Annotated in this window: 17 protein-coding genes; 14 read left to right on the top strand and 3 right to left on the bottom strand. The window is 64.9% G+C overall.

Annotated features, from left to right (window positions below):
- Positions 1-25: 25 nt before the first annotated feature.
- Together minD and minE are read left to right on the top strand one after the other, a co-directional pair.
- Positions 26-841 (top strand): septum site-determining protein MinD, encoded by an 816-nt coding sequence (gene minD, locus GEV01_RS21945; RefSeq protein ID WP_026334797.1) that lies wholly within the window; start codon positions 26-28, stop codon positions 839-841.
- A 2-nt stretch (positions 842-843) separates the two neighbouring features.
- On the top strand, positions 844-1,095 hold the full coding sequence (minE, locus tag GEV01_RS21940) for a cell division topological specificity factor MinE (RefSeq protein ID WP_008443622.1): 252 nt from the start codon (positions 844-846) through the stop codon (positions 1,093-1,095).
- A 3-nt stretch (positions 1,096-1,098) separates the two neighbouring features.
- Here the strand turns inward: minE and GEV01_RS21935 are convergent, their stop codons facing one another.
- A complete protein-coding gene (locus GEV01_RS21935; RefSeq protein ID WP_152807666.1) occupies positions 1,099-1,611 on the bottom strand; it encodes a hypothetical protein in 513 nt (170 codons plus the stop codon).
- A gap of 238 nt (positions 1,612-1,849) precedes the next feature.
- On the opposite strand from GEV01_RS21935, the gene GEV01_RS21930 reads away from it, so the two are divergent.
- The 7 genes from GEV01_RS21930 (at position 1,850) to GEV01_RS21900 (ending at position 9,318) form a co-directional block, all read left to right on the top strand.
- Positions 1,850-2,539, top strand: a complete 690-nt coding sequence (locus tag GEV01_RS21930) for a response regulator transcription factor (protein WP_008443614.1) — start codon at positions 1,850-1,852, stop codon at positions 2,537-2,539.
- A 106-nt stretch (positions 2,540-2,645) separates the two neighbouring features.
- Positions 2,646-3,920: a glutamyl-tRNA reductase gene (hemA, locus tag GEV01_RS21925; protein WP_152807665.1), complete on the top strand. Its 1,275-nt coding sequence runs from the start codon at positions 2,646-2,648 to the stop codon at positions 3,918-3,920.
- A 90-nt stretch (positions 3,921-4,010) separates the two neighbouring features.
- The gene (prfA, locus tag GEV01_RS21920) at positions 4,011-5,087 is read left to right on the top strand and encodes a peptide chain release factor 1 (RefSeq protein WP_152807664.1); all 1,077 of its coding nucleotides are present in this window, start codon (positions 4,011-4,013) and stop codon (positions 5,085-5,087) included.
- An 87-nt stretch (positions 5,088-5,174) separates the two neighbouring features.
- A complete protein-coding gene (locus GEV01_RS21915; RefSeq protein WP_152807663.1) occupies positions 5,175-5,642 on the top strand; it encodes a disulfide bond formation protein B in 468 nt (155 codons plus the stop codon).
- The gene (prmC, locus tag GEV01_RS21910) at positions 5,642-6,481 is read left to right on the top strand and encodes a peptide chain release factor N(5)-glutamine methyltransferase (protein ID WP_152807662.1); all 840 of its coding nucleotides are present in this window, start codon (positions 5,642-5,644) and stop codon (positions 6,479-6,481) included. The genes GEV01_RS21915 and prmC overlap by 1 nt, the downstream gene beginning before the upstream one ends.
- 181 nt (positions 6,482-6,662) lie before the next feature.
- Positions 6,663-8,261 carry a glutamate--cysteine ligase gene (gene gshA, locus GEV01_RS21905; protein WP_152807661.1) on the top strand — a complete coding sequence of 533 codons (1,599 nt, stop codon included), beginning with the start codon at positions 6,663-6,665 and terminating at the stop codon, positions 8,259-8,261.
- Between the two features lie 13 nt (positions 8,262-8,274).
- Entirely contained in the window at positions 8,275-9,318 is a 1,044-nt protein-coding gene (locus GEV01_RS21900; RefSeq protein WP_152807660.1) for a histone deacetylase family protein, read from the top strand.
- Here GEV01_RS21900 and GEV01_RS21895 read toward each other — a convergent pair.
- Entirely contained in the window at positions 9,315-11,708 is a 2,394-nt protein-coding gene (locus tag GEV01_RS21895; RefSeq protein ID WP_328595591.1) for a sulfite reductase flavoprotein subunit alpha, read from the bottom strand. The two genes, GEV01_RS21900 and GEV01_RS21895, sit on opposite strands and share 4 nt — an antisense overlap.
- Positions 11,709-11,831: 123 nt before the next feature.
- Here GEV01_RS21895 and GEV01_RS21890 point away from each other — a divergent pair, with 123 nt between their 5' ends.
- Positions 11,832-12,575: a diguanylate cyclase domain-containing protein gene (locus tag GEV01_RS21890; protein ID WP_235914509.1), complete on the top strand. Its 744-nt coding sequence runs from the start codon at positions 11,832-11,834 to the stop codon at positions 12,573-12,575.
- 12 nt (positions 12,576-12,587) lie between these two features.
- Here GEV01_RS21890 and tolB read toward each other — a convergent pair whose 3' ends face one another.
- On the bottom strand, positions 12,588-13,865 hold the full coding sequence (tolB, locus tag GEV01_RS21885; RefSeq protein WP_152807658.1) for a Tol-Pal system beta propeller repeat protein TolB: 1,278 nt from the start codon (positions 13,863-13,865) through the stop codon (positions 12,588-12,590).
- A 104-nt stretch (positions 13,866-13,969) separates the two neighbouring features.
- Here tolB and GEV01_RS21880 point away from each other — a divergent pair, with 104 nt between their 5' ends.
- The 4 genes from GEV01_RS21880 (at position 13,970) to GEV01_RS21865 (ending at position 17,327) form a co-directional block, all read left to right on the top strand.
- Complete coding sequence (locus GEV01_RS21880) at positions 13,970-14,662, top strand: methyltransferase (RefSeq protein ID WP_152807657.1); 693 nt, start codon at positions 13,970-13,972, stop codon at positions 14,660-14,662.
- Positions 14,659-15,921: a sulfotransferase gene (locus tag GEV01_RS21875; protein ID WP_152807656.1), complete on the top strand. Its 1,263-nt coding sequence runs from the start codon at positions 14,659-14,661 to the stop codon at positions 15,919-15,921. Before GEV01_RS21880 ends, GEV01_RS21875 begins: the two co-directional genes overlap by 4 nt.
- Positions 15,918-16,736 carry an arginase family protein gene (locus GEV01_RS21870; protein WP_152807655.1) on the top strand — a complete coding sequence of 273 codons (819 nt, stop codon included), beginning with the start codon at positions 15,918-15,920 and terminating at the stop codon, positions 16,734-16,736. Before GEV01_RS21875 ends, GEV01_RS21870 begins: the two co-directional genes overlap by 4 nt.
- 165 nt (positions 16,737-16,901) lie before the next feature.
- Positions 16,902-17,327 carry an organic hydroperoxide resistance protein gene (locus GEV01_RS21865; RefSeq protein ID WP_008443571.1) on the top strand — a complete coding sequence of 142 codons (426 nt, stop codon included), beginning with the start codon at positions 16,902-16,904 and terminating at the stop codon, positions 17,325-17,327.
- Positions 17,328-17,333: the final 6 nt, after the last annotated feature.

Below are 17,333 nucleotides of genomic sequence, written 5' to 3'. Positions count from 1 at the left end.
GCAACTCTCTGAAAAGGACTTTTTTGTGGCGAGAATTATTGTTGTAACGTCCGGTAAGGGCGGTGTCGGTAAGACGACTTCCAGCGCCAGCTTCTCCACCGGGCTGGCCATGCGCGGCCATAAAACCGCTGTCATCGACTTCGACGTCGGCCTGCGCAACCTCGACCTGATCATGGGCTGCGAACGCCGCGTGGTGTACGACCTGATCAATGTGATCAACAAAGAGGCATCGCTGACCCAGGCGCTGATCAAGGACAAGCACTGCGACAACCTGTTCATCCTGCCGGCGTCGCAGACGCGCGACAAGGATGCGCTGTCGGAAGACGGCGTGGAAGTCGTGCTGCACGAGCTGATCAACATGGGCTTCGAATTCATCATCTGCGATTCGCCGGCCGGCATCGAGCACGGCGCGCTGATGGCGCTGACCTTCGCCGACGAAGCCATCATCGTCACCAATCCGGAAGTGTCGTCGGTGCGCGATTCGGACCGCATCCTCGGCATCATCCAGGCCAAGTCGCGCCGCGCCCAGACCGGCGGCGAGCCGGTCAAGGAGCACCTGCTGATCACCCGCTACTCGCCGAAACGCGTGGAAGCGGACGAAATGCTGTCGTACGAAGATGTGCAGGAAATCCTGCGCATACCACTGATCGGCATCATTCCCGAATCGGAATCGGTGCTGCATGCGTCGAACCAGGGCAATCCAGCGATTCACTTCAAGGGCACCGATGTTGCGGAAGCCTACGAAGATGTGGTGTCGCGCTTCCTCGGCCAGGAATTGCCGTTGCGCTTCACTAACTACGAGAAGCCTGGCCTGCTGCAGCGTATTTTCGGGAGCAAGTAATCATGGCCCTGCTTTCTTTCCTGTTCCCGCAAAAACCGAAAACCGCCACCGCGGCCAAGGAGCGGCTGCAGATCATCATCGCGCGCGAGCGCAACGGCCGCAGCGGTCCGGACTTCCTGCCGGCGCTGCACAAGGAGCTGATCGAGGTGATCTCGAAGTACACCAAGGTCAACGCCGACGACATCAAGATCTCGCTGGACCGCCAGGGCAACCTGGAGGTGCTGGACGTGAACGTGGTGCTGCCGGACGCGTAAGCGCTACACCGGCCGGCCGATGCCGGCCGTCACCAGTTCCTGCGCCACTTTGGCGCAGGCATCCACATGCTGGTAGCCGATCTGGCGGAACGCCATGAAGCCGATGCCGGCCGAGGCCAGTTGCCCGGCCAGCGGCACCAGCTTGCCAGCCTGCCGCGCCACCGTCTTCAGGCCGGTGCGCCGCAGCAGTTGCACGACCACTTCCCGCGTCACCAGCTTCCCCACCAGCATGCCGCCGACGCCGATCGCGGCCTCGTAGGCGATCAGCCGGAACTTCGGCTGCATGCGCTCGATCTGCTGCGCCGTCAGGCCGAATTCCTGGTTGATATCGTCGATCAGCAGCGCGAACAGGCGCAGGTCGGACACCACGTCCAGCCCCGGGATCGGCACCGCCGCCACGCCGGCCGAGACCATCGCGCGCCGCCGCACCAGCCGGCGGCAACGCTCGCGCACCGCTTCGATGTCACGTTCGGTTCCCGGCACCAGCGTCCAATTTGTGTCTTTTTTCAGTCCCATGCGCGCTCCCGGCCGCCACTTGGCGTTCTTTCCTTTTTTCAACTTCTTCATTGAATTCAGCGTTTTTCCAGTGTACCGTGTAATGGTTGTGCAAGTGCGCACGGTGAATTATCGAGTTGTCGTCAGGGAAATATTAGTGCATTAAGAAAAATAATTAGCCATTTTGCTAACTTTTTTTGTAAATCTCTGTTATATTTGTAGTGACTTCTCCTTAACATAATTTCCTACAGGCAGTAGTATGAGAATCGCCGTACTTGACAACGACCGCAGCCAAGCCGATCTGATCTGCCAGGTGCTGACCTCGGCAGGCCACGTCTGCCACAGCTTCCAGACCGCCAAGGACGTGCTGGCGCAATTGCGCAAGGATAGCTACGACATGCTGATTCTCGACTGGCAAGTGGTCGACCTCAGCGGTGCCGAAGTGCTGCGCCGCGCACGCGAAAAACTGCCCGACAGCGCCCCGGTGCTGTTCCTGACCACCAGCTCCGGCGAGGACGATATCGTCGCCGGCCTGGCCGCCGGCGCCGACGACTACATGATCAAACCGCTGCGCCGCAGCGAAATGGTGGCCCGCGTGCAAGCTTTGTTGCGCCGCGCCTACCCGGCCCAGAACGGCGCCGAACAATTGCAATTTGGTCAATACGTATTCGAGACCCGGCCCGGCCGTTTGTTGATGGATGGCATCGTATTGGACGTCACCCACAAAGAGTTCTACCTGGCACTGTTATTTTTCCGCAACATCGGACGGCCGCTGTCGCGCGCCTACATCCATGAAGCGGTGTGGATACGCGAGACCGCCGTGCCGTCGCGCACCATGGACACCCACGTCTCGCGCGTGCGCAACAAATTGCAGCTGAAGCCGGAAAACGGCTTCCGCCTGGTGCCGGTCTATAGCTACGGCTACCGGCTGGAAAAACTGGGCGCCTGATCGGACCCGCGATATGCACGGTATGCTGCCAACGGTATAGGCAGCCACAGGCAACCTACTGGTACAACACGGTATAATGTCCGCACACTCAACGCCCGGACCCGAAATGCAGCTGCTTGCCGTCGGCCTCAACCACAACACCGCCCCCGTCTCGCTGCGCGAGCAGCTGGCGTTCGCCCCTGAGCAACTGGGCCAGGCGGTGATGGCGGCGCGGTCGTGGTTCGAGCGCATCGACCATCGCGGCAGCGACGAGGCGGCCATCCTGTCCACCTGCAACCGCACCGAGTTGTACGCGGCCAGCCAGGTGCCCGACCCGCTCGACGCCGGCGCCCACTTCCTGGCCGATTTCCACAAGCTGAACTACGCCGAACTGCGCCCGCACCTGTACCTGCTGCCGCAGCACGACGCCGTGCGCCACACCTTCCGCGTCGCCTCCGGGCTCGACTCGATGGTGCTGGGCGAAACCCAGATCCTGGGACAAATCAAGGACGCGATCCGCACCGCCGACGAAGCCGGCGGCCTGGGCACCTATCTGCACCAGCTGTTCCAGCGCTCGTTCTCGGTCGCCAAGGAAGTGCGCAGCACCACCGAGATCGGCGCGCACAGCGTGTCGATGGCGGCGGCGGCCGTGCGCCTGTCGCAGCGCATCTTCGACAAGATCGCCGAGCAGAACGTGCTGTTCATCGGCGCCGGCGAAATGATCGAGCTGTGCGCCACCCACTTCGCGGCGCAGAATCCCAAGACCATCACCATCGCCAACCGCACGCTGGACCGCGGCGAACTGCTGGCGCACCGCTTCGGCGGCCGCGCCATCCGCCTGGCCGACCTGCAGGACAAGCTGCACCTGTACGACATCGTCATCTCCTGCACCGCCTCGTCGCTGCCGCTGATCGGCCTGGGCATGGTGGAGCGCGCGATCAAGGCCCGCCGCCACAAGCCGATGTTCATGGTCGACCTGGCCGTGCCGCGCGATATCGAACCGGAAGTGGGCCGCCTCAACGACGCCTTCCTGTACACCGTGGACGACCTGGGCAAAGTGGTCCAGACCGGCATGGAAAACCGCCAGGCCGCCGTGGCCCAGGCCGAAGCCATCATCGAAACCCGCGTGCAATCGTTCATGCACTGGATCGACGACCGCGCCGTGGTGCCGGTCATCCAGAGCCTGCAAGAGAACGGCGAAGCGCTGCGCCAGCTGGAGCTGGAACGCGCCCGCAAGATGCTGGCCAAGGGCGAAGACATCGACGCCGTGCTGGAAGCCCTGTCCAAGGGCCTGACCGCGAAATTCATGCACGGCCCGCAGCAGGCGCTGCACCGCGCGCAGGGCGAGGAACGCGCCCACCTGGCCGAGCTGCTGCCGCAGCTGTTCCGCGGCCGCCGTTAGCGGCACTGCCTCACTCCGCGCGCGCCACGCCGCCGCGCACTCCCCGCCGCGCCATCGCGGCATCTGCCTCAACCCCAACACGAATACGCTATGAAACCATCCATGCTGGCCAAGCTCGATCAACTGGCGAACCGCCTGGTCGAACTCGATGAATTGCTGATGTCCGAAGGAGCGACCAACAATATGGACGCCTACCGCAAGATGACCCGCGAGCACGCCGAACTCGGCCCGCTGGTGGCGCTGTACAAGTCCTACCAGGAAGCCATCGGCGACCTGGCCGCCGCGCAGGAAATGCTCAGCGATCCGGAGATGAAGGACTTCGCGCAGGACGAAATCGAAGCGGCCAAAACCCGCCTGGCGGAACTGGAACTGGAGCTGCAAAAAATGCTGCTGCCGAAGGACGCCAACGACGAACGCAACATCTTCCTGGAGATCCGCGCCGGCACCGGCGGCGACGAATCGGCGCTGTTCGCCGGCGACCTGCTGCGCATGTACACCCGCTTCGCCGAGCGCAATCGCTGGCAGGTGGAAGTGGTGTCGGAATCGGCGTCGGACCTGGGCGGCTACCGCGAGGTGATCGTGCGCCTGATCGGCAACAGCGTCTACTCCAAGCTGAAGTTCGAGTCCGGCGGCCACCGCGTGCAGCGCGTGCCGGCCACCGAAACCCAGGGCCGCATCCACACCTCGGCCTGCACGGTGGCGGTGATGCCGGAGGCCGATGAAGTCGAGGACGTGAACATCAACCCGGCCGACCTGCGCATCGACACCTACCGCGCTTCCGGCGCCGGCGGGCAGCACATCAACAAGACCGATTCGGCCGTACGCATCACCCACCTGCCGACCGGCATCGTGGTCGAGTGCCAGGACGACCGCTCGCAGCACAAGAACAAGGCGCAGGCCATGAGGGTGCTGGCCACGCGCATCAAGGACGTGCAGCTGCGCGAGCAGCAGTCGAAGGAAGCGGCCACGCGCAAGAGCCTGATCGGCTCGGGCGACCGCAGCGAACGCATCCGCACCTACAACTACCCGCAGGGCCGCATGACGGACCACCGCATCAACCTGACCTTGTACAAGCTGGACTTCATCATGGACGGCGACCTGACGGAGCTGACCAATGCGCTGGCCGCCGAGCACCAGGCCGAGCTGCTGGCGGCGCTGGGCGACTAAGCGGAAGTTAACACCGGCCTAAGGCTGAAGTGGCAACTTTGTGCGAGAATTGCCCGCTACTTCCACCGCCATCAAATTGGATCATCCATGATACATACGCGCTCCCTGCTGCTGTCCATCGCCATCGCCTGCTTCGGCCTGATCGGGGTCGCCCTGTATTTGCAGATCGGCCTGGACATGCTGCCCTGCCCGCTGTGCGTGATCCAGCGCTACCTGTTCATCGCCATCGGCATCTGCTGCCTGGCCGGCGCCTACACCAAACCCAAACTGGGTACCGGCCTCGCGCTGATGGCGGCGCTGGGCGGCCTGTACACCGCCGGCAAGCACCTGTACATCCTGGCCCATCCCGGCCTGTCGTGCGGCATCGATCCGATGGAGACCTTCCTCAACAAGATCCCGACCGCGACCTACCTGCCCTTCCTGTTCCACGCCGATGGCCTGTGCGAAGACGCGCTGGCGCCGTGGTTCGGTCTGTCGATACCGCAGTGGTCCTTCCTTGGCTTCGGCCTGTGCACGCTGGGCCTGGCCTGGCTGCTGATCCGCCGCGCACGCTGATGATCTCCGATCCTGGCTCCATCGCCGCAGGCGTCACCATCGGCGCGCTGCAAGTGCAGTCCCTGCTGGACCCGCTGGACAACCGCGTGCTGCTGTGCCACGCGCTGGGCCTGTCACGCGTGAGCCTGATCACCCAGTCCGAGCGCGAGCTCGATGCCGAACAAGCCGCGCGCTTCGCCGCGCTGGTGCAGCGCCGCCTGGCCGGCGAGCCGATCGCCTACATCGTCGGCCAGCGCGAATTCTTCGGCCTGCCGTTTGAAGTGAATGGCGCCGTGCTGATCCCCCGTCCCGACACCGAACTGCTGGTCGAACTGGCGCTGGACCGCCTGCCGCCGCAAGGCCGCCTGCTGGACATGGGCACCGGCAGCGGCGCCATCGCCGTGGCGCTGGCCCACACCCGGCGCGACGCCGCCGTCACCGCGCTCGACGTCAGCCCCGAGGCGCTGGCCGTGGCCCGCCGCAACGCCGCCGTCAACAGCGCCCAGGTCAACTTCCTGCACAGCGACTGGTACGCCGCGCTGCAAGGCCAGCCGCCGTTCGACATCATCGTCTCCAACCCGCCCTACATCGCCAGCGGCGACCGCCACCTGTCCGAGGGCGACCTGCGCTACGAACCGACCGGCGCGCTGACTGACCACGCCGACGGCCTGTCGGCGCTGCGCATCATCGTCGCCGGCGCCGCCGCCCATCTGAAGCCGCAAGGCTGGCTGCTGATGGAGCACGGCTACGATCAGGCGGCGGCGGTGCGCCAGTTGTTAACCGAACAAGCTTACACCGAGGTGCAAAGCTGGACCGACCTGGCCGGCATCGAGCGCGTCACAGGTGCGCGGGCGCACTGACAGCGCCATCCCTGCGCAGTATTCTGGCTTTCGGCCACCTTCCCAAGTATTTGATAAACTAGCAAGCGATCTTCGGCTCCGGTGAACTTTGGGCCGGCACCGACGCGATTGTCCGTTTTCGGTTAATCTCGCACCTCACGCTTTGATGCAACACTAGCTGCACTACGAAAGGAAGATCCAATTGTCCAATCTATTGACTCGCCGCCTGGCCTTGCTGGCCCAGCCAGAGCACCGTCCGGTGCTGGGTGGCTTGCGTGGCATCGAACGCGAAACCCTGCGGGTGGACGCCAGCGGCCACCTGGCCGCGACCCCGCATCCGGTGGCCATGGGCTCGGCGCTGACGCATCCGCAAATCACCACCGACTACGCCGAAACGCTGCTGGAGTTCATCACCCCGGCCGAAGCCGACATCGGCACCACGCTCGCCAAGCTCGACGGCATCCACCGCTACGCCTACAGCAAGCTGGGTGACGAGCTGCTGTGGAGCCAGTCGATGCCGGCCCAGCTGCCGGGCGAGGAAGACATCGAGATCGCCTGGTACGGCACCTCCAACATGGGCACCCTGAAGCATGTGTACCGCCGCGGCCTGGCGCTGCGCTACGGTAAAGCCATGCAGTGCATCGCCGGCATCCACTACAACTACTCGCTGGACGAACGCCTGTGGCGCGTGCTGGCCGAGCATGAGGGCAACGCCAAGCGCCTGTCGCCGAAGTCCTTCCAGTCCGAAGCCTACCTGGCGACGATCCGCAACTTCCGCCGCTACAGCTGGCTGCTGATGTATCTGTTCGGCGCCTCGCCCGTGCTGTCGAGCGGCTTCCTGCGCGGCCGTCCGCACAAGCTCGAAACGCTGTCCGACGACACGCTCTACCTGCCCTACGCCACCAGCCTGCGCATGAGCGACCTCGGTTATCAGAACGATGCGCAATCGGGACTGAGCCCGCACGAAAACTGTTTGGACAGCTACGTGGCCGCCTTGACCAAGGCCGTCAACCAGCCGTACGAACCGTATGCGGAACTGGGCACCAAGCGCGATGGCGAATGGATACAGCTGAGCACCAACGTGCTGCAGATCGAAAACGAGTACTACTCCACCATCCGCCCCAAGCGCGTGATCCAGACCGGCGAACGGCCGATCCAGGCGCTGTGCGCGCGCGGCGTGCAGTACATCGAAGTGCGCTGCATGGACGTCGACCCGTTCGAACCGGTCGGCATCAGCGTGCAGACCGGCCGCTTCCTCGACGCCTTCCTGCTGTTCTGCGCATTGGAGGAAAGCCCGGCCATCTCGCCGGAAGAAGGCCTGCGCCACACCGACAACTTCGCCCGCACCGTCAAGGAAGGCCGCCGTCCGGGCCTGACGCTGAACAGCGACGACGGCGCCATCAGCCTGCAAGCCTGGGGCCAGCAGCTGCTCGAACGCATCCGCCCGGTGGCGGCCCTGCTGGACGCGCAGCGCGGCGACACCGTCCACGCCGACGCCATGGCGCAGCAGGCGGCCAAGCTGCTCGACGCCGACCTGACGCCATCGGCCAAGGTACTGGCGGCCCTGCGCGCCAACGGCAAATCGTTCGCCGCCTTCGGGCTGGCGCAGAGCAAGCAGCACGCGGCCTACTTCCGCAGCCACGCGCCGGATGCCGGTGAAGCAGCCTACTTCGACGGCCTGGCGGCGACCTCGCTGGCCGAGCAGGCGGAGATGGAAGCGGCGCCGCAATCGAGCTTCGACGATTACGTGGCCGCCTACCGCGCCAGCAATCTGTGCCACTCCAGCACGGACTGCGACTAAAACCGAGGCTTCCTTGCTCACCTTTTACAACGAACTGCACGCCCAGCACCACGGCCGCTTCGAGATCTTCCGCGGCGAGATGGTGCCCTGCTTCGAAAAGCCGGAGCGTGCCGACGCGGTGCTGGCGGAGCTGGGCCGGCGCGGGCTGGGCAAGATCGTCACGCCGCACGGCGTGCCTTTGATGTCGCTGGAGCGCATCCACACGCCGCGCTACCTGCACTTCCTGCGCAACGCCTGGAGCGAATGGCTGGCGCTCGATCCGGCCAACGCCGGCAAGGACGCCTTCCCCGCCGTCTGGCCGATACGCTCGCTGCGCGACGACATCGAGCCGGATAACTTCTGCGCCAAACTGGGACTGTATTCGATGGACAGCGGCACGCCGCTGACGGCCGGCACCTGGACCGCCGCCAAGACCGGCGCCGATTGCGCGGTCAACGCCGCGCATGCGCTGCGGCTGGGCGAGCGCGGCGCGTTTGTGTTGAGCCGTCCGCCGGGCCACCATGCGGGCGCGGATTTCTTCGGCGGCTACTGCTTCCTCAACAACGCCGCGCTGGCGGCGCAGCACATGCTGGACGACGGCGCGCGCAAGGTCGCCATCATCGACATCGACTACCACCACGGCAACGGCACGCAGAGCATCTTCTACAACCGCGACGACGTGCTGTTCATCTCCATCCACGCCGATCCGCGCAGCGAGTATCCGTTCTACCTGGGGCATGCCGACGAGCGCGGCGAAGGTGCGGGCATGGGCTACAACATGAACCTGCCGCTGGCGGCGGGCAGCTCGGTGCAGGCGTGGTTCGCGGCGCTGGAGACGGCCTGCATCCGCCTGGGCAGCTTTGCGCCGGATGCGCTGGTGGTGTCGCTGGGGGTGGATACTTTCGCCGGCGATCCGCTGTCGCGCTTCGCGCTGCAAAGCGCCGACTACCTGAAGATCGGCGAACGCCTGGCCTACCTGAACGTGCCGACCGCCTTCATCTTCGAAGGCGGCTACGCGGTCAAGGAGCTCGGCACCAACGTGGTCAACGTCCTCGAAGGTTACGAGACCGCGCTTTAATACACGTCGCGGCGATAGCGGCCGGTTTCGCGCAGCTCGTCGAGGGCTGCGCCGCCGATGATTTCTTCCAGCGCGGCGTCCACGCCGCCCGCCATGCCTTGCAGGCTGCCGCACACGTAGATGACGGCGCCGTCGGCGATCCAACTGCGCACCTGGTCTGCCTTGGCGCGCAGGCGGCCCTGCACGTACTGGCCGTCGGCGTCACGCGAGTACACCAGGTCCAGCTCCGGCAGATGGCCGCCAGCTCGCCAGCCTTCGATTTCGGCGGCGCAGATGCTGTCGAATTCGCGCTGGCGTTCGCCGAACACCAGCCAGTTGCGCCGCTGTCCGCCAGCCACCCGCGCCCGCAGGTGCGAGCGCAATCCAGCCATGCCCGAACCGTTGCCGATGTAGATCGCCGGCTGCGCGCCGTCATGCATGTCGAAGGATGGATTATCCACCAGGCGCACGCGCACTTCGTCGCCCAGCGCGGCTTGCGCCGTCAGCCAGCCGGAGGCCAGGCCCATGCCATGTTCGTTGCGGGCCTGGCGCACCAGCAGCTGTATGCAGCCGTCCTGCGGCAGCGACGCCAGCGAATAGCGCCGCGCCGTCTGCTCCGGCGCGTAATGGCCCGGCCAGACATCGAGCAAGGCGCCTGGGCGCCAGCTCGCACCATCGCCGCCGGTCAGCGTGATTTCGTACAGCTCCCCGCCGGCGCTGCCGGGGTTGAGCAGTTCGCGCCACGCCAGATGGCAGCTGGTGTAGCCGCTGTCGGGCGCCGCAGCCGACAGTTCAGCGGATGGTGCATCGTCACCGATGCCGGCCAGCTCGCGCAAGGCCTGCGACCAGCGGGCCAGCGCACCGGCATCGCCGTTGTCGACTTCAATGATCGGATGCAGCGGTTGCGCGCCCAGCACGCGCAGGCGGCGGTCCAGCGTCTGGCCGAAGCCGCAGAATTGCAGGTAGTTGCGATCGCCCAGCGCCAGCACGGCGTACTGCAGATGCGCCAGCTCCTCGGCGGCGGCATGCAGCAGGCGGCTGAAGCGGCGCGCGGTGTCCGGCGGTTCGCCCTCGCCGAAACTGCTGGCGACGAACAGCACGCGACGATAGCTGCCCAACAGCGGCGGCGTCAGTTTTTCCAGCGACTGCACATGCACCGCCACGCCGGCCTGCTGCAGCACGGCCGCGCTTTGCAGCGCCAGCCGCTCGGCCGATCCGGTCTGGCTGGCGTAGGCCATCAGCACGGGATCTGCGCTGTCGATGCGGCCGGTGCCGGCCAGCCTGGCGCGTTCGGCCTGCGCTGCGCGTTTCTGGCGGCGGCGCTTCAGGTACAACATCCAGCCCGTGACAGCAAAGCCAGGCAGCGCCAGGCTGGCGCAGAACATGAACAGACGCCCGGGCAAACCGAAATACGTCCCCATGTGCAGCGGATAAAGCGTCGTCAGTGCGCGGGCGCCTACGCCCATCTGCACATACGGCTCGTTCTTGACGATGACGCCGGTCTGCTGGTTGATCGACATGCGGCCGCGCGCGCGTATGTGCGGCGCGTCGCCGGCGACCCACAGCACTTGCAGCGGCTGCGTGGCGCGCTCCGGCGGCCGCAGCGAGACCGTTCTCCATCCCGGCGCCTGCTGCTGGAACGCGGACCAGGCTAGCGTCAGGTCGGCGGCTTCGCCATGCGCTTCGACGCGCCTGGCGCCGGCGGGCTTGGGCGCGGCCGCTACACGCGGCGGACGCCGCACGCCGGCCCAGCCATCGACCGTGTCGCGCACCACGTCATAGCTCCAGTACACGCCGCTGACGGTGAAGACCAGGTAGGCCAGCAGCGCCCACGTGCCGGCCGCCGAGTGCAAGCCCCACAGGAAGGAACGGCCCTTGAGCCGCGTGTCGAAGGTCAGCCAGGTGCGCCAGTCGAGCGCGCGGCGCGGCCAGCGCAGATACAGGCCGCTCAGCGCAAGCCCCATCAGGCACAGGGCCAGCGCACCGACCACCGGACGGCCGTCGTCGCGCGGCAGCAGCAGATGGCGGTGCAGCGATTCGACCCATTCGAACACTTCGTCGTAATGCAGCGGCGGCATCATGGCGCCGCTGTACGGATCGACGAAGATTGTCTCGCCATGCTTTGCGCCCGGCGCCGGCGCCAGGCTGACGCGCGCCGTGGTCCCCGGCTCGGCATCCAGGGCGATGCTGGTGATGCGCATTCCGGGATGCGCGCGCTTGACCGCTTCGGCCAACTGCGGCAGCGCCAGCATGGGCGCCTGGCGCACCGCCACGCTGGTCACGCCGGGATTGAGCACGTCCAGCAGCTCGTCGCGAAAAGCGAGAATGGCGCCGGTCAGGCCGATGACGATCAATACCGTGCCGGCGGTGATGCCGACCAACCAGTGCAGCTGGAACCAGAGTTTTTTCACAATCGACCTTCAAGCATTAAGCATGGCTATACCAGCGGTTATTCTACCAGTTAATAAGAATCATTATCAATTAGCGGAATGACACGGCTTGACGCCCAGGATGGCCCCAACCATACTTGTCGAATGAACAAACCTTTGCCCTGGGCCGACGACACGCCGCGACTGAGCCTGTGGTGCGCCGTGCTGTTTTGCTGTTTCAGCGCCCTGCTGGCGGCGGTGTACCTGCAACCGCAGCTGGCCAGCCTGCTGTGCGTGGTGCCGGTGGCGTCTTACCTGATGCTGGGGCTACAGATGGGCATGGTGTACGGCATCGGCTGGTCGGTGCTGGGCATGGCCGTGCTGTGGCTGCGGCCGGGCAACGACGGCGCCGCGCTATTGGGCACCGCCGCCGCCGTGCTGGGCGCGGGCGTGCTGTCCCACCTGTTCGAGACCCGGCGCGCTGCATTGGCGGCGGCCTTGCGCCGCATCGCCGCGCTCGACCCGCTGACCGGCCTGCACAACCACCTGTACCTGGAATCCATCTTCAGCCAGCTGACGCGCAGCCATCGCGGCAAACCGCAGTCGGTGACGATGATGCTGGTCGCGCCGGCGCCCGGCGCAAGCAACGAGCAGATGGTCGACATCGCGCGGCTGATCGGGGAAGTGTGCCGTCCCAGCGACTGGGCCTTCCGCTTCGGCGACGAGCGCTTCTGCGTGCTGGTGCCGTGGGTGACGCAGGTGCAGGGCCAGCAGATCGCCGAGCGCCTGCTGGCCCGCGTCAACGCGGAGCAGCAGCAAGCCAGGCTGGGACTGGCCCGCTGGCCGGACGATGCGCAAACGCTGGCCGAACTTCACAAGATCGCCAGCTCACAAATCAAACAGGCGTAAAGCGCCTGGTGCCTACTTCGACAGGAAAGGCCCCCAGGCTGGCTGCCTGACATCGCCGTCCTGCGCGGTGAGGCGCTGCTTGACGCGGCCGTCCACCGACACCACCGCCAGCGATTTGCGCCCGGCCGCCTCGGTGGCGTAGATGATGTACTTGCCGTTCGGCGCAAAGCTTGGCGACAGATCGTCGGTGCTGTCGGACAGGCGCTGTTCCTGGCCGGTGGCCAGGTCCATCACGTACAGCTGGTAGTTGCCGTCGCGGCGGGAGATATAGGCCAGCGTCGCGCCGTCGGGCGAGATGCGCGGGCTGATGTTGTAGCTGCCGGCAAACGTGATCCGCTTGACGTCGCTGCCGTCCACGTTCATGCGGTAGACCTGCGGACCGCCGCTGCGGTCACTGACGAAGTAGAGGCTCTGGCCGTCGGCCGAGAATTGCGCCTCGGTGTCGATGGCCGCGCCGGTGCCGTCGGACACGCGGCGCAAGCCGCTGCCGTCGGCGTTGACGATGTAGATCTGCGTATGGCCATCCTTCGACAGCGACACCGCCAGCCGGCTGCCGTCCGGCGACCAGGCCGGCGACGAGTTGCTGCCTTTTTCATTGGCGACGACGACGCGCGCATGGGTCGCCAGGTTATGCACATACACCACCGGTTTTTTCTGTTCGAACGACACGTAGGCGAGCTTGCCGCCATCGGGCGACCAGGTCGGCGAGATAATCGGATCGCCCGCGCTGCGTGCCGCCTGCTCGCCTTCGCCGTCGACATCGGCCACGACCAGCTGATAGCGCCCACCCTCCTGCTTGACGTAGGCGATGCGGGTGGCGAACGCACCGCGCACGCCGGTCAGTTTGAAGAACACATCGTCGGCGATCTTGTGCGCCGCCATCCGCGCCGCCTGGCCAGGCACCGACTGGTCCTCGCGCGACAGCTGGCTGGCCTTGACGGTGTCGAACAATTTGTAGCGCACATCGTAGCGGCCGTCGGCCAGCGCCGACACGGTGCCCACCACCAGCGCATCGGCGCCCTTGGCCTTCCAGCCCGCGTAGTCGATGTTGTTGACGTCGGCGATGGTGCCGGCATCGATCACCTTGAACATGCCGCTGCGATCCAGGTCGGCCTTGATGATGGCGGAGATCTGCTGCGGCGCCAGCAGCTCGTCGGCAAAGCCGGCCACGGCGACGGGAATCTGGTTGCTGCCGACGCCGCTGATTTCCACCCGCATCTGCGCCTGCGCGACGTTGATGGAGGCCATGGCCAGGGCGGTGTAGAACAGGCAGTGTGTCAGTTTTTTCATAAGTTACTCATCATATGCAATTTGTGCATCCCATTCCAAATTATCGTAGTAGTATCGGTGCTGCATTCCTCGATTGTTTTTCCTTCATCCGATAGGTGATAGAAATGGACAATTCCCCAGGTAAGCATGCGCACATCGATCGCTGGCAAATCAACCGCCAGAAGGCTTTCAAGATAGTACCCGAGGATGGCAAGACGTTCAGCTATCTGGGCAAGGAGTTCCTCGTTTTCCCGAATACGTTCTGGCCCTACACGGACAGCCAGCCGCTGGTGCGCAGCCTGCGCGTACCGACCGGCGGCAGCGTGCTCGATGTCGGCACCGGCTCGGGCGTCATCGCCGTATTCGCCTGCTACGCCGGCGCCGCCCGCGTACTGGCCGTCGACATCAACCCCGCAGCGCTGAAAAGCGCCCAGCACAACGCTGCGGCGCATGGCTTCGGCGAGACGATGGAAGTGCGCTATTCCTGCCTGTTCGACGGCATCGGCAATGAGCAGTTCGACGTTATCACCGCCAATCTCCCCTTCCGCAACAAGGAGGCGCACGATGTGGTCGCACGTTCGCAATGGGACACGGACTTCCGTACCAACACCCAGTTCTTCCAACAGGTGGGCAAGTATCTGAAACCGGATGGCCGTATCTATTTTGCCCACTCCAATTTCGGTGCGGTCAAGGAAGTGCGCAGGTTGGCCAAGGAAAATGGCTACAGCATGCGCCTGCTGGCACGCGTCAGTGCGGATGAGACGAAAGAATTCTACGGGTTTCTCATCCAGAGAATGCGTCCAGCCCCGCACGTATGAACGATTTACTGCATTCCATAGTCAAGCTGCGCGCAGTGGCCCCTGCGCCGTGGCGCAGCAAAGTACGACGGGTAGTCGTCATACTGAGCAGCTCGCGCGCGGGGTCCAGCCTGATCAAGCAGCTGCTGGCGGAACATCCCGACATCGCCTCGCTCGACGGGGAAATGGAACCCTATCTGGCGCTCACGCAGAATGTGTTCGGAATGCACTCCGACAGCGACGCCGTCGGCACGCTGGCGCAGCCGGACGTATTGGCCGATAACATCTTCGCCGAACTCAGCGTGCCCAGCCCGACGCTGCAAGCCCCGGAACAATTGAAAATCCGCTGGCAACGGCGCCTGCTGCTGCAGTTCCCGCTGCTGTTCATCGACCCGGCGCAGCGGCAAAATCTCGGCGATGCGCTCGACGAAGCCATGCTGTGCCTGCGCCGGGATGGCGGCCAGCCGACAGACGAAGCGCTGCAACGCATGATACTGTCGACCGTGTTTCGCCATCAGGCATGGCGCATGAATTTTTATGATGGACAGCCGCCGTCGCCGCTGCCCGCTTCCGGGCCGGGCGCCAGCGGCTACTACGACGAGCCTATGAAGCTTGAGGAGCCGCCCTTCGTGCTGCCGCGCAGCTATCGCCGCCAGTTCACCATCGACGACGCCGCCAGCAAAATCCTGCTGTTCAAATCGCCGAGCGACGCCTACCGGATCGGCATCCATGAGCAGCTTTTTCCTCAGGCCGAAATCCAGTACATACACCTCAGCCGTGGTTACGCGCAGACGGTCAATGGATTGATGGATGGCTGGCTGTCGCCCAGGGGTTACTTCTCGCACGACATGGCGCGCACCGGCGCCGCACTGCAGATACGCGCCTACTCCGACACCACGCCGTTCGGCCAGCGCTGGTGGAAGTTCGACCTGCCGCCCAACTGGCGCCAGTTCACCCACGCCGACCTGGGCGATGTCTGCCTGAACCAATGGCTGGCATCCCATGAGGCGATCCTGGCCAGCCGCGTGCCGGCGCTGCGCCTGAGGTTCGAAGACTTCATGGAGCATCCGGCGGTGCAGTTCCAGCGCATCGTCGAGTTGCTTGGCCTGTCAGGCCTGTCGCTGCCAAGCCAGCTGCCCGTCACCATGGCCACCGAAGCGCCCAAGGCGCTGCGCTGGCGCAAGCGCGAACAAGCGTTGCTGGACATGGGCCAGCGCCAGCCGGTGCGGGCTATGATGGAGCGGCTGGGCTACTCAATGAACCCGGATACCTGGACATGAACAATCGCTTGCTGGTGCCCTTCCTGCTCGGACAACGTCGCGACGGCCTGCGCCGCGCCGCTGACCTCGACCGCCATGACTGGGACATACTGGACGTGACCGAGTTCAGGGACGTCACTGTGAACGACCCCAACGAAAAATTGCGCAGGATGGGCAGGATATACGCGGGCCTGGCGGAGCGGGCCGGCCAGATCGCCAGTGCCGGCAAGGTCCCGGTCAGCATCGCCGGCGACTGCATGTCCACGCTAGGCATGCTGGGCGGCCTGCAACGCAGCGGACGCGCGCCGGACCGGATCTTGTGGCTCGATGCCCACGGCGACTTCCATACCTGGGAAACCACGCAGACCAAATATCTCGGCGGCATGCCGCTGGCGGTGCTGGTGGGGCGCGGCGACCGCCGCAGGCAAGGCCGGGATGCGATCGGTGCGATGCTGGCGACCATCGGCGTCACGCCCTTCCCCGAAGAGCGCGTGGTCCTGTCCGATGCGCGCGATCTCGATCCGGGCGAACTGGAAGCGGTGAGAAGCTCCGGCATCGTCTGCTGCGCTATCGATAAGATCGGCGAGCACCTGAAACCGGGCCAGCGTTTGTACCTGCACTTCGACAGCGACGTGATGGATGCGGAAGCGGAAATGCCGGCCTTGAAATACCACGTCAAGGCGGGACCGGGTTTCGACGACATCGCGGCGCTGTTCCGTTCATTGCGAGGGCACGACATCATCGCGGTATCGGTGTCGGCCTGGCATGAGGAAAAAGACCACGACAACAGGGCGGCGCAGGCTTGCCTGGCGCTGCTGGACGAGCTGGAGAAATAAGCACCGTGCATCCCGTCGAAAATATTTTCAAAAATCGCTTGCTATTCAATAGCGCACGATCTATAGTGTGGTCATGGGCGCTGCAAACAGCGTCGGATAGTAGTACAAAGTAGCTAGCGATTTAATAGTCAACTAAGTATTCTCACTCACTGAAAAGGAAATATCATGTCGATCCAACAAGTTCTGTACCGCGCAAACGCAAAAGCAACCGGTGGCCGCGAAGGCCGTGCTGTCTCCTCCGACGGCGTGCTGGATGCCAAACTGACCACCCCGAAAGAACTGGGCGGCGCCGGCGCCGTCGGCACCAACCCTGAGCAGCTGTTCGCTGCCGGCTACTCGGCCTGCTTCCTGGGCGCGATGAAATTCGTCGGCGGCCGCGACAAGATCGCCGTACCGGCTGACGTGTCGGTCGAAGGCACCGTCGGCATCGGTCCTATCCCTACCGGTTTCGGCATCGAAGTCGAACTGAAAATCTCGCTGCCAGGCCTGGACCGCGCAGAAGCCGAGAAACTGGTCGCCGCCGCCCACATCGTGTGCCCATACTCGAACGCCACCCGCGGCAACATCGACGTGACCCTGACCATCGTTTAAGCGATA

Origin of the sequence: Rugamonas rivuli (assembly GCF_009380165.1) — a bacterium.
Lineage (GTDB): Bacteria > Pseudomonadota > Gammaproteobacteria > Burkholderiales > Burkholderiaceae_D > Rugamonas > Rugamonas rivuli.
The sequence above is the reverse complement of the archived record's forward strand: the minus strand, read 5'-3'. Positions and strand labels throughout refer to the sequence as shown.